Genomic DNA, 12,549 nt, shown 5'->3' with positions numbered 1-12,549 from the left:
CAAAAATAACTAATAGAGTAACCATGAAAACTTTTAAGATTCTTTGCCCAACTGATTTTTCAGAATGCTCGCTGAATGCATTAGAGTACGCGGCGAAGTTAGGAGAGAAATACAAGGCAGAGTTGATACTTTTCCATGTACCTAGTATGGAAGATTATAGAAAGCTTTTTAGACACCCCAAGGAGGAATCACTGGAATTTGTGAAAAAGAAGATGGATAACCTGGTTGCCGAGGTGGTTTTGGAAAGCGTGGACAAAGGCCTTATATCCTGCACTGCAGCGGTAAAAGAGGGTAAAACAGTAGAGACCATCATCCAGTTTGCCAATGAAAATGATATTGATCTCATTGTGATGGGCACGGAAGGAGTCAACGATATCAAAACCAATTTTATCGGTACCAAATCCAGCAAAGTAATAGAGGATTCTTCAAAGGATGTTTTGATTGTGCCGAGAAAGGTTTTTTTCAAATCTCCCCGGAAATTTGTTTATGCAACTGACTATTTGGAAGAAGATAAGTTGGCTATACAAAAGGTGGTGGAATTGGCCAATTTTTACGATAGCGAGATCGATATAGTCCATGTAGGGACCAAAAGCAAAATTATCGATAGGGCTTTGCACCAAACCATGGTCGGAGAGATCAAGCCATTTATCAGATATGAGAAAATTAGCTACGTGCTGAAGACTTATCGAGATGAACCTGGCTTGGGCTTGGAAAATTACCTCATTACAGCAAAGGGAAATATTCTGGTGACCTTGAGCAAAAAAAAGAGCTGGTTTGACCAACTCTTTACCCAAAATCTATCGAAGAAAATGTCTTATTTTATCAATAAACCCTTATTAGTGATCAAAGAAGTTTGATCACTTCTTTTTCCCAAACTTGGACTGGAGAAAGCTAAAGAATTCAGCTCTGGTGTCCTTGTCACCTAAGACTTTACCAACAGTCTTCCAATAATCTTTAAAGCTTACCGACTTAGGGTCACTCTGGTCAGGTTCAAGTTGGGACGGAATATTCTTTTCAGGTTCTAGCTGCGGCTTTTCCTTGGGGGCTGATGTGCTCTTGTATTCTTTAGGTTGATAACCTACCAGTTTATCGGCTTTGTCAAAACTTTGTTTGGATCTTTGTTTGTACCCTAATTTTTCTTCCACAATGCCCTTATTGTTATAAGCAACTGCATCTTCCGGATCAAGCTCAATGGCTTTTTCATAATCGGCTATGGCTCCCTTTAAGTCCCCGGTTCTGTCTTTTAAGAAGGCTCTGCTTGAATATCGGTAGGGATTCTTAGGATCTAAATTCAAAGAACGGTCCAATTCACTCAATGCCTCTTCATTTCTCTGAAGCAGATGAAGAACTACCGCCCGATCGCTTATAAAATCTGGGTTGAAAGCATCAATTTGAATCAAATTATCAAAGTCTGCCAGAGATTGATCCAATTTGCCAAGCCGGGATAATATTCTTCCTCGGTGCAGCAAAAGCATGGCATTTTTAGGATCCTCTGAAACCAATGGATTAAAAATATCCAAAGCTTCTTCAAACTTCCCTTCTTTGTAATAAGCTATTCCCTGATTAATATCACTCACGATCTAGTACTGTTTTAAATTTTGGTCAAAATTAATAACATTATACTTAACAGACTATCCTGCCAAGAAGTTTATTCAGGGTAGAAAAAGCTAAAATCACCACTGGACGAAGTTCATTAAAGTTGACTTAGGGTCAGTTGTGTTTTATGGTAGGAATATAGCCTTTTATTATTCCTATCAAGTCAATAATTTCTATATTTGAGTAGAAATATAGAGCTATGCCAAACCAACCTGATGCAGTTTTAAAAGAGTTGAAAAGCGGGAAATATGCTCCCGTTTATTTTTTACAGGGTGACGAGCCTTATTTCATTGATCAGATAACTTCATTTATTGAAAAAAATGCCATCCCTGAGCATGAGAAGGGTTTTAATCAGATCATGATGTATGGCAAAGATGCCACCATGAGTCAGGTGCTGACCAATGCCAGAAGGTTTCCCATGATGGCAGAAAGACAAGTGGTTATTGTCAAAGAAGCTCAAAATCTGCCTGATTTGGGCAAGGAAGCAGGGGACAGTCTTTTGATTAATTACCTCTCCAATCCTTTGCCTAGTACGATTTTGGTATTTGCCCATAAGTACAAGGTGTTGGATGGTCGAAAAGCATTGGCCAAAGACTTGGACAAAAAAGCTGTATTGGTGAAGTCTGACAAAGTCCCTGAGTACAAGTTGAGTCCTTGGATAGACAGTTACCTTAAGAGCAAGTCCTTTACCATTGAGCCAAAGGCATGCCAGATCATTGCAGAATCCATCGGCAATAATTTGGAAGTATTGACCAATGAGATTGACAAGATGTTGATCAACTTCAGCGAGCCTATCCAGATTGATAGTAATCATATCCAACAGTTTATAGGGATCAATAAGGACTATAACAACTTTGAACTGACCAAGGCTTTGAGTTTTAGGGATATTTTGAAAGCCAATAAAATCATCAGCTATTTCAGTCAAAATCCAAAATCAAACCCTTTAATCCCGATTATAGCACTTTTATACCTTCATTTTTCCCGTTTACTTTTGGTACATTCCAACAAAAAACTGGGAGAGCGTGAGTTGGCAGGAAAACTTAAAGTGAATCCATACTTTATGAAAGAATACATGATTGCCTCCAAAAACTACCCTTTAGGCAAGGTTATTGATAACATCGGATACTTAAAGGAAGCCGACCTTCGTTCAAAGGGTATTGATGCCAACGGAATGAGTGAAGCCGAAATATTAAAAGAACTCATTTTCAAATTGATGCATTAATTTGCAAGACTTTACCATGAGAAAAATACTACTATTGTTTATTGCCTCCGGTTTTTTCTATCAGGCAAAAGCACAATCAGGCCTTTATCAAACAGGCCTGGAAAAAAAGATAGATGATGCCTATGAGCTTTTTGATAAACACCATTACAGTGCCTCCAAGCTCGAGTTTGAAAACCTCAAGGAAGAGGAACTGACCGCATCGCAAAGGATAGATGTGGATTTTTATCATGCAGTTTCTGCCTTGAAGATTGAGAATCCAGACGGCCCAAGTTTGGTGGAAAATATTACCAAAAATTATCCTACCGACCCCAAAGCCAATGAAGCAGCATTTCTTTTAGGTGACTATTATTTCGAGAAACGTCACTATAAAGTGGCCATAGAAAAGTACAACATGGTCAATGTGGATGTGGTCAGTTTGGAGGATCGCTCTAAGCTTTACTTCAAAACAGGCTATGCTTATTTCCAATTGAAGGATTATGCCAATGCGGCCAGGTATTTTGATCCGGTAAAGAAAATGCAGACTTCATACACGGGAGATGGCTACTATTATGCAGGATATGTGGCCATGGAACTAAATAAATATGATCAGGCCATTGCAGATTTCAAACAAGCAGACCGCTACCCTGAATACCAGCCAAAAGTGCCTTACATGCTTTCTGAGCTGTACTACAGACAGCAGCAATATGATGAGTTGATCGCTTATGCTACACCAATTACCCAATCAAGGAATAACTTGGATAGGAAGGAAGGAATCTACCTGTTGTTAGCAGAGGCTTATTATGAACGTCGTGATTTTAATAATGCTGCGACTTATTATGATGCTTTTTCCAAAACAGGAAGAGGAAATATGAGTCGTGAGCAAATGTATAAGGCTGGAGTTGCCCAATTTAAAGTTCAAAAATACCAACAGGCAACAGATTACTTTAAAAAGGTAGCATTGGAGAATGATCGATTGGGTCAGGTTTCCAGTTATTATTTGGGCCATTCCTATTTGAAACTCAACAATCCTCAATATGCTGTTACCAGTTTCAGCACAGCCTACAAGAGTGATTTTGACTCCAATATCCAAGAGGAAGCACTTTTCAATTTTGCTAAGTTAAATCTAGAAAAAGGAAGCTTTCAGGAAGCCATCAATGCCATGGATTCCTATCTTCAAAAGTATCCTCAAGGCCAGAATGTGGCAGAAGTGGAGAACCTGCTCAGCGATGCCCTGATCAATACCAACAACTACTTAAGGGCAATTGAGCATATTGAAAGAATGAGCAATAAGTCTCTTCGAATAAGGGCAGCCTATCAAAAGGTTACCTACTATCAAGGAATCACTTATTATAGAAATAAAAGATACAAAGAAGCGATTACCTATTTCGATAAGTCAATTGCTTATCCGGTAGATAAAGCCATTGTACATGAAGCTTTCTTTTGGAAGGCAGAAGCCTATGCTGCAGGAGATAACATGAAAGAAGCTATCAGGGCTTATGAACAGGTAACTGGAATGCGTTTAACTTCTTTGGACCCTGCCTTAATCAGGAGCCATTATGGCTTAGGGTATGCTTATTTCAATACCCAACAATATGCTAAAGCTGAAAATCAGTTTAGGTCTTACATCGATAAAGTAAAGAAATCTGATGTACAGAGTTACTATGATGATGCAGTGATGCGTTTGGGAGACTGTTATTACATCCAAAAGAAATTTGATAACGCTCTAAGTACTTTTAGAAGAGCCATAGATGATCGCAATCCCGAAGCAGATTATGCCCATTACATGGCAGGAGTAGTACTCAATTTTCAAAATAGAAACCGGGAAGCGATTGCGGAACTGGATAGAGGGTTAAGTAGGTATCCAAATAGCAGGTTTATGGATGATATAGTTTTCCAAAAGGCTCAGATCAATATGGAAGAATCCAATTATGCTGAGGCCAGACAGGGATATTCTCAACTGATCAATCAAAGCCCCAACAGTCCATTTGTACCTTTTGCTTTGGAAGGTAGGGCGATTGCAAGTTACTCATTGAAAAATTATGATCAGACGATCAATGATTATAAAAAGATCTTGGACAGCTATCCAAATGCTACCAATGCTGATGCGGCTTTGGTAGGACTCCAAGAAGCGCTTTCACTTCAAGGTAGGTCTGGAGAGTTTTCAAATTACCTTTCTGATTATAAAACGGCCAACCCAGGAAATGAAAGCCTCCAGTCTATTGAATTTGAAGCGGCTAAAAACCTATTTTTCAATCAATCTTATCAGGAATCTATCCGAGCTTTTGAAACCTATTTGAAGAGTTACCCTAATTCAGGGCAAAAGCAAGAAGCCAATTATTTTATTGGGGATGCCTATTATCGTTTGGGCCAAAAAGACCAAGCGCTGCAGACCTTCTATGATTTAGAGGGAATGGGGGCATCAAGTCACCGCGCGAAAGCCATTCAACGAATTGCGGAAATTGAATTTGAGAAAAAGAACTATCAAAAAGCGATTCCATATTTTATCAGCAGCAGTAAAGTAGCCAGAGATAGGATAGAAGAATATGAAGCTTATAAAGGCTTGATGACGGCTTATTATGAAACCAGTAAGTTTGATTCGGCCAGCTTTTATGCCGATAAAGTGATTGCATTGGGAGATATCACTGCAGACGCAGAAGCCAATGCTTTGCTGATCAAAGCCAAGTCGCTCTTGAAAACAGGAAAAACAGCGGCAGCCCAAGATGAGTTAATGGTGTTGTTAAATGAAAGTGAATCAATTCAAGGAGCGGAAGCACTTTACTTACTTTCTCTTTCTTTCCATGAAAGTGGCAACTTCACCCAGTCCAATGAAACCATCTTTAGTTTCTCTGAAAAGTATGCTGTGTATGATTACTGGTATGGAAAATGCTTTGTGCTTTTGGCTAAAAACTATAAAGGTTTAAATGAAAATTTCCAAGCTAAAGCTACTTTGGAATCTGTCATTGAAAACGCTAAGAATGAACAAATTATTCAAGAGGCCAAAGCAGAACTAGAAGCAATTCAATAAATTTTTAATTGATGTATCGATTTAATTGAAGATGAATAAAATATTAAAAATCATATATTTATCAGTTTTGTTTCCAGTGGCTTTGGTGAATGCTCAAGACCAAAAAGGAAACGAACGTGGAGAGGTAACTGATGCGGAATTCATTATTAGGAAGGACCGGGTTTTGAGTTTGCCAAAGCGGCCAAGAAACTTTGAAAGGGTTCCTGCTTTGCCGCAACCTGAAGGACATAGTAATTTTAATTATGATGTTCGGGATTTCTTTTTTGATTTGGCACCGACCAATTCACCTCTGACACCATATCAGAAGAAGTTTCTATCCAATACTGATGAGGTTTATCATGGATTGGTTAGATTGGGTTTTGGTAATTATCAGTCGCCATTGGCCGAACTATACCTTAATAATTTGGAAAGTGATTACTTGAATTATGGCGTTTACTTAAAGCATCAAGGCTTTTATGAAGGTCCGGTAGACAAGGAAAATTCCGCAGAGGACCATACGCAGATTAGATTAAATGCCAGCTATTTTGATGAATACTTTGAGGTATTTGGTCAGTTAGGTTATAATCGTGACCGTTATCATTTTTATGGTTACACGCCAGGACTTGAGGTGATGGCAGATGATATTCAGCAATTCTTCCATACCATTTATGGTCAAGCAGGAATTAGGAATATAGATAAAGATGAGCCTTTCAATTATGAAGTAGCCATAGGAGCCAGACTTTTTAATGATGATTATGCTGCCAGAGAGCACGAGATCAATTTATCGGGAAAGACTTCTTATTATTTCAATGATGAGACTAAATCAGGTGTTGATGTAGCCGCATTCTTGACATCTCCTTCTGATGCTACTTATGCTGATCTTAATAGAAATTATGTGAAGTTTACACCTTTTGTGGCTTATCAGAATGAATCATTTGAAGTAAGGGTAGGAGCTAACGTGATTCTGGAAAATGATGTTTATGAAGGAAAGGACAGTGATTTTCACATTTTTCCTACCATAAATGCCAGCTATAATTTACAAGAAGAATTTGCAGTATATGCCAGTTATGAAGGAGATGTAAAGAGAAATACTTACTACAGTTTTGCTATGGAAAACCCTTATTTGGGGCCTAGTGATCAATTGTTGAATACCATTCAGAAATTTAGGGCTGAGGGAGGAATTAAAGGAAGTGTCAATGATGCTTTTACTTATAAGCTGGGTATAGCTTATGGTGATTATGATAATATGCATTTCTTTGCGAACGGTGCCCAAGACAGCACCAGATTCCAATTGATGTACAATAATGGAACCGTATTAAATTATACTGGAACATTAGGATACAGCTTTGGTGATTTTTATCACTTGACCGCGGAAGGTAATTATTATCACTATAGCTTGGACGATATTGATGCATTGATGCCCGGGCTGGACCAGACTGCTGTGGCATGGCAAAGACCCAATTGGGAAATCAATGTGCACAATACCTTTACGCCAGATGAAAAATGGTTGATCCAAGCTGGCTTGGATATGATGGGAGGCATTGATGTGCTCAACCTTCAATCTGATGGGAATTCTTATACCACAGATACTTTGAATCCTATCATTGATTTAAATGCAAAAATAGATTATAAGATTACTGATCGCTTTTCTGTCTTTGCACAGGGGAATAATTTATTGAATCAAAAAAACGAAAGATTTTGGAATTATCAATCCCGTGGAATTCAAGGGATTGGAGGTTTGACCTTTAAATTTTAGTTTCAGTAAGGTTTACTGAAAATATGGAATTAAACACATTTGCTGTATTGAGTAATTGCGGGTTTTATCTTAGCTTAGCAATTTAAACCACCAAGAAAAAAGACGATAATGGCTAAAAAGGATCAGGGAAAACATTCTAAACGAAAAGATGAAGATAAGGATTTTGGCTTGCCTGAAATCGAAATCACACCTATCTCCAGCGAAGAAGAAAAATCCAAACCTGCTCCTAAAGCTACACCTGCACCCGTACCTATCTCAAATGCCACTGAGAAAAAGGTTGATACAAAACAATCAGAAGAGAAAAGCAAAGAAGAACCTTTAAGTAAAGAGGAAGAGCCAAAAGAAGTGGAGCCAGTGGTGGTTCCTCCTGTAGCAGAAGAGAAAGCCAAGGTAGATGAAACCAAACCTGCTGCGGTGGTTGAGCCTAAAGCTAGCCAACCAGTTGTACCTCCGTCCAACACAGTTGAAGAGAAGGAGGAAAGCAGTAGTAAAACATGGTTGATTGTTCTTCTCATCTTTTTGTTGGGGATCATAGGCTATGCGGTTTACTACTTCAATTATCAGCCTGTAGATGTCAATGCAGACTCAAACTTGAATCAAGCCGAGGAAGCGATTCAACCGGTGCAGCCAGAGGAAAGTGAGGAAATTCCCGCTCCAGTAGAACCTGAAGTTAGTGCTCCAATAGCTTCCAGTACTCCGGCAATGACTGAAATTAATGAAAAGGGCGATCAGCCAAGGTATTTGGTGACAGTTGGTGCATTTATTGATGGTGACTTGGCCAAAGACTTCTCAAAGAAATTGAACAATAAAGGATATAATACCTACCTAATACTTCCCGGCTATGGTTCTTCGTTCTACAAGTTGGCCATAGCAGATTTTGACAATGTGGTGGACGCCACGGCCATGATCGAAAAAGAGCAGGCCAATTTTGAAGAAACTTTATGGGTTTTTAAATACTAATATGATATTACTACAAACTTTATCAACTAACGGGGAAGCTGTAGCTGACTCTCTTGCTGTCATGGAAAACAGTTCGGACAGCATTGGATTATTGGATTTGCTGATCAAAGGCGGATACATGATGATCCCTTTGTATGCCCTTTTTATTTTGGCGATTTACATTTTTGTGGAAAGGATCATTACTTTGAAAAAGGCTGCCCAAACACCTAAAGGAATGATGGACCAAGTAAAAATGATGGTCCAAACAGGGGATATTGGTGGAGCTAAAATGATCTGCCAAGAGGAAGATACTCCAGTGGCCAATATGATTTCCAAAGGCTTGGAAAGAATTGGTAGCCCGTTAAAGAATATTGAAGTAGCGATCGAGAACGTAGGAAAAATAGAAATTTATAAATTGGAGAAAAACCTAAACCTATTGGCGACAGTATCAGGTGCGGCTCCCATGATCGGGTTCTTGGGTACTGTAGCGGGTATGATTAGGGCCTTTATTGGAGTTGCCCAAGAAGAAGGTATGGTTTCTCCTAAACTATTATCTACTGGGATTTATGAAGCCATGATCACAACCGCAACAGGTTTGGTTGTTGGGATCATTGCATATTTAGGGTATAATTACCTTGTAGCTAGGGTTTCCAAGCTGATTCATAGCATGGAGTACACTACTGTGGAGTTTATGGATTTACTTCAGGACAAAAAGTAATATGGCACTTCAATCCAAACATAAGGTCAATGCAGCATTTAGTATGTCATCCATGACAGACATTATCTTCTTGCTGTTGATTTTCTTTATGCTTACTTCCTCTTTCATAACACCTTCAGGACTTCCTGTCAATTTACCCTCTAGTGAGGCGTCTGATATTGTGATGCAGGAGGTAACGGTTACGGTGACCAAGGACCTGAAATATTCTGTTAATGATAAGATTGTGAGCAGAGAGGAAATCAAAAATGAATTGACTGCGTTATTAAAGGGTAAAGATGGACAGGTTGTCTTACACATTGACAAAGAAGTTCCTGTTGAATATTTGGTAGAAATAGGAGGTATAGCTGCCATGTTGGAGGCCAATGTTTCCATAGCTACTAAACCTTATCAATAATTTCATGGAAGTACAGAGTATCAATAAAGAAGAATTAGATAGCAAGAAGAAAGCTACCATCATTACCATCATTGTGAATGTGCTGGTATTGGTGGGAATCTACTTTATTGTGGTTTGGCGTCCACCAGTTCCACCTATGGCCCAATTTGGGTTGGAACTTAATCTTGGCTTTACTGATGCGGGAAGTGGAAATAACCAAACCGAAACTCCTCCTTCAGAAAGTGAGCAAATCAATACAGAATCTCCAGCACCTGGTACTCCAGTAGAACAGGTTACAGAACCAGTGCAACCTGTGGTACAGCCAGAAACCAAGCCTGCTGCAAAACCTCAACCAACTGAATCCAAAAGCAGTTTGGAAACCAAATCCAACGTGACAAGCCCTCTTAAAGGAGCTGAAAAAACCACAGAAGCTGTTAAGGAGACCAATCAACCCAAAGAGACTTCAAAACCAGTTACTCAACCTGCGGAAAAAGAAGAAAAGAAAGTTGAGGAAAAAGTGGAAGAAAAACCAAAAATTGACCAAAGAGCTATTTTTGGAGCAGGAGGGAATAAAGGAAAAAGCAGTGAATCTTCTGCAGGAAGTAGTCAAGGAACTTCCACTCAGAAAGGTGATCAAGGCAATCCTGAAGGAACTATTGATGGCCGTTCCCTACTGCAGTCCGGGCAAGGAAATGCTGGAAATGGAGCAGGCTATAATTTGGACCTAGCAGGATGGGATTTTGCCAGCAAGCCCAATATTCAAGACAGGGTTTCCAATAGAAATGGTCGAATAGTTTTTAAGATTGTTGTGGATGATAATGGCCGAATAGCGCAGGCTATACCTTTGGAATACAATGTCAGCAACGAAGTATTGGCTTATTACAGAGGAGTGGTAAATAAGCTCAATTTCAAAAGAAAAAGCGGTAATCCTACTGCAGAATACTCCGAAGGAAAAATCACCTTCATCATCAAAGTAGATTAGATTTAAGATGACTTATCAGGAAACGTTGGACTATCTGTTCAATGCCTTGCCGATGTTTCAAAGGATCGGTGCAGCTGCATTCAAGAAAGACCTCAGCAATACGATCCAATTATGTGATCATTTGGGCAATCCACAAAAAAAGTTTAAGTCCATCCATGTAGCAGGAACCAATGGTAAGGGAAGTTCTTCCCATGCGATAGCAGCGGTACTTCATCAGGCGGGTTATAAAGTGGGACTTTACACTTCTCCTCATCTGAAGTCTTTCACAGAGAGAGTAAAAATCAATGGCCAAGAAATTCCTGAACAGGCTGTGGTCAACTTTGTTGCAGACAACAAAGAATTCCTGGAAGATTTAAAACCTAGTTTTTTTGAGATGACTGTTGGTTTGGCATTTGATTATTTTGCCAAACAAAAAGTGGACTACGCTGTGGTGGAAGTTGGAATGGGAGGAAGGCTTGATAGCACCAATGTGCTAAACCCTGAGCTTTGTTTGATAACCAATATTGGTTTGGACCATACCCAGTTTTTGGGAGAAACCTTGGCGGAAATAGCCGGAGAAAAGGCAGGAATAATTAAAGAAAAAATTCCTGTAGTCATCAGCCAAAACCAGCCGGAAACCTTTCCTGTGTTTAAAGAGCAGGCCATGAATAGGAATGCTCCCATTTTCTTTGCAGACCAATTTTATCAAGTGAAACAGCTTGGTATTAATAATGAGACATTACTATGTGATTATGTGGTTGAAAAGAATGGAGAGAGATCGGTCATTAAAATGGATCTATTTGGGAAGTATCAAGAGAAAAATTTGCCAGGTATATTGATGGCCTTTGAGGTTCTAAAGGAGCAGGGGCTGAAGCTGGATGATGAAGTTATCCACAAAGGTTTGGCCTCAGCGGCACGTGCTTCAGGTTTGAAAGGGCGTTTTCAAAAACTTCAAGAAAGCCCATTAGTTTATTGCGATACAGGCCACAATGTGGAAGGGCTTTCTATAGTGATGGAACAGATCGGTGAAATGTATTTTGACCAATTGCATATTATTTTGGGTATGGTGAATGATAAAGATATCAGTAAAGTACTGGCTTTATTGCCCAAAAAGGCTCAATATACCTTCTGTCAAGCCAATATCCCCAGGGCGCTACCAGCCGAACAGCTTCAACAAAAAGCAGCTGAGCATGGCTTAAAAGGTGATATTGTGGAAGATGTAAATGAAGCATTGGCGATATCATTAAAAAAAGCGAATAAAAAGGATTTAATTTTTATCGGAGGAAGTACCTTTGTGGTCGCCGAAATTGAAAACTTATAAAATGGGTAGAAATAAGCTGGCCAGATTCAAAGCCAACGAAGAAAATAGAAATGTTGTTCAGGAAGGAAAAGAGATTTTTGAACGCATAAAAGGAAACTGGGGGAAAGAACAATTTCATAATGATCAACCGCTTGTGGTGGAATTAGCCTGTGGGAGGGGAGAGTTTACGGTAGGATTGGCTCGGGAATACCCAGAGCAAAACTTTATCGGTGTGGATATTAAAGGCTCCAGAATCTGGAAAGGAAGCACAATAGCCATTGCAGAAGGACTGGTGAATGTGGCTTTTCTGAGAACTCAGATTGAATTATTGGAACGGTTTTTCGATGAAAAGGAGATCGATGAACTGTGGATAACTTTTCCTGATCCAAGACCAAGGGATGGGGATGAGAAAAAAAGGTTGACATCACCTCGCTTTTTAGAAATGTACAAACCAATGATCAAAGAAGGAGGAATTGTACATTTCAAAACAGACAATACAGGTCTATTTGACTATACTTTGGAGCTATTAAATTCTAGGGAGGATATTATTGATTTGGTGTATACCCATGATTTTTATAATTCAGAATTTAAGGATGACCATCATGGAATTAAGACCCGCTATGAAGCGATCTTCAGTGAAAAAGGAGAAAAAATAAAATACCTGAAATTCAAGTTCAAATAAAAAAAACGCCCTTCAAAGG

Annotated in this window: 11 protein-coding genes; 10 read left to right on the top strand and 1 reads right to left on the bottom strand. The window is 39.2% G+C overall.

Annotated elements, in window-relative coordinates; genetic code table 11:
- The first annotated feature begins 23 nt into the window (after nt 1–23).
- A complete protein-coding gene (locus JL001_RS18180) occupies nt 24–857 on the top strand; it encodes a universal stress protein (protein WP_200978789.1) in 834 nt (277 codons plus the stop codon).
- On the opposite strand, the gene JL001_RS18175 is transcribed toward JL001_RS18180, so the two are convergent.
- Complete coding sequence (locus tag JL001_RS18175; protein ID WP_200978787.1) at nt 858–1,577, bottom strand: tetratricopeptide repeat protein; 720 nt, start codon at nt 1,575–1,577, stop codon at nt 858–860.
- A 218-nt stretch (nt 1,578–1,795) separates the two neighbouring features.
- Between JL001_RS18175 and holA the strand changes: the two genes are divergently transcribed.
- The 9 genes from holA to trmB all read left to right on the top strand — a co-directional run bounded on the left by holA (nt 1,796) and on the right by trmB (nt 12,530).
- Nucleotides 1,796–2,818: a DNA polymerase III subunit delta gene (gene holA / locus JL001_RS18170; protein WP_200978785.1), complete on the top strand. Its 1,023-nt coding sequence runs from the start codon at nt 1,796–1,798 to the stop codon at nt 2,816–2,818.
- A 16-nt stretch (nt 2,819–2,834) separates the two neighbouring features.
- Nucleotides 2,835–5,822 carry a tetratricopeptide repeat protein gene (locus JL001_RS18165; RefSeq protein WP_200978783.1) on the top strand — a complete coding sequence of 996 codons (2,988 nt, stop codon included), beginning with the start codon at nt 2,835–2,837 and terminating at the stop codon, nt 5,820–5,822.
- A gap of 31 nt (nt 5,823–5,853) precedes the next feature.
- Nucleotides 5,854–7,557: a TonB-dependent receptor gene (locus JL001_RS18160; protein WP_200978781.1), complete on the top strand. Its 1,704-nt coding sequence runs from the start codon at nt 5,854–5,856 to the stop codon at nt 7,555–7,557.
- 108 nt (nt 7,558–7,665) lie between these two features.
- Nucleotides 7,666–8,517: an SPOR domain-containing protein gene (locus tag JL001_RS18155; RefSeq protein ID WP_200978779.1), complete on the top strand. Its 852-nt coding sequence runs from the start codon at nt 7,666–7,668 to the stop codon at nt 8,515–8,517.
- A 1-nt stretch (nt 8,518) separates the two neighbouring features.
- Nucleotides 8,519–9,214: a MotA/TolQ/ExbB proton channel family protein gene (locus tag JL001_RS18150; protein WP_192010243.1), complete on the top strand. Its 696-nt coding sequence runs from the start codon at nt 8,519–8,521 to the stop codon at nt 9,212–9,214.
- A 1-nt stretch (nt 9,215) separates the two neighbouring features.
- Nucleotides 9,216–9,608, top strand: a complete 393-nt coding sequence (locus tag JL001_RS18145) for a biopolymer transporter ExbD (RefSeq protein ID WP_192010242.1) — start codon at nt 9,216–9,218, stop codon at nt 9,606–9,608.
- Between the two features lie 4 nt (nt 9,609–9,612).
- Nucleotides 9,613–10,569, top strand: coding sequence for an energy transducer TonB (locus tag JL001_RS18140; RefSeq protein ID WP_200978777.1), 957 nt, complete (start codon nt 9,613–9,615; stop codon nt 10,567–10,569).
- Nucleotides 10,570–10,576: 7 nt separating this feature from the next.
- The gene (locus JL001_RS18135; protein WP_200978775.1) at nt 10,577–11,869 is read left to right on the top strand and encodes a folylpolyglutamate synthase/dihydrofolate synthase family protein; all 1,293 of its coding nucleotides are present in this window, start codon (nt 10,577–10,579) and stop codon (nt 11,867–11,869) included.
- Between the two features lies 1 nt (nt 11,870).
- Nucleotides 11,871–12,530, top strand: coding sequence for a tRNA (guanosine(46)-N7)-methyltransferase TrmB (gene trmB / locus JL001_RS18130; protein WP_200978773.1), 660 nt, complete (start codon nt 11,871–11,873; stop codon nt 12,528–12,530).
- Nucleotides 12,531–12,549: the final 19 nt, after the last annotated feature.

It is taken from the genome of Echinicola sp. 20G (assembly GCF_015533855.1).
Taxonomy (GTDB): Bacteria; Bacteroidota; Bacteroidia; order Cytophagales; family Cyclobacteriaceae; genus Echinicola.
Note: the sequence above shows the minus strand (reverse complement) of the source record. Positions and strands in the feature narration are given on the sequence as shown.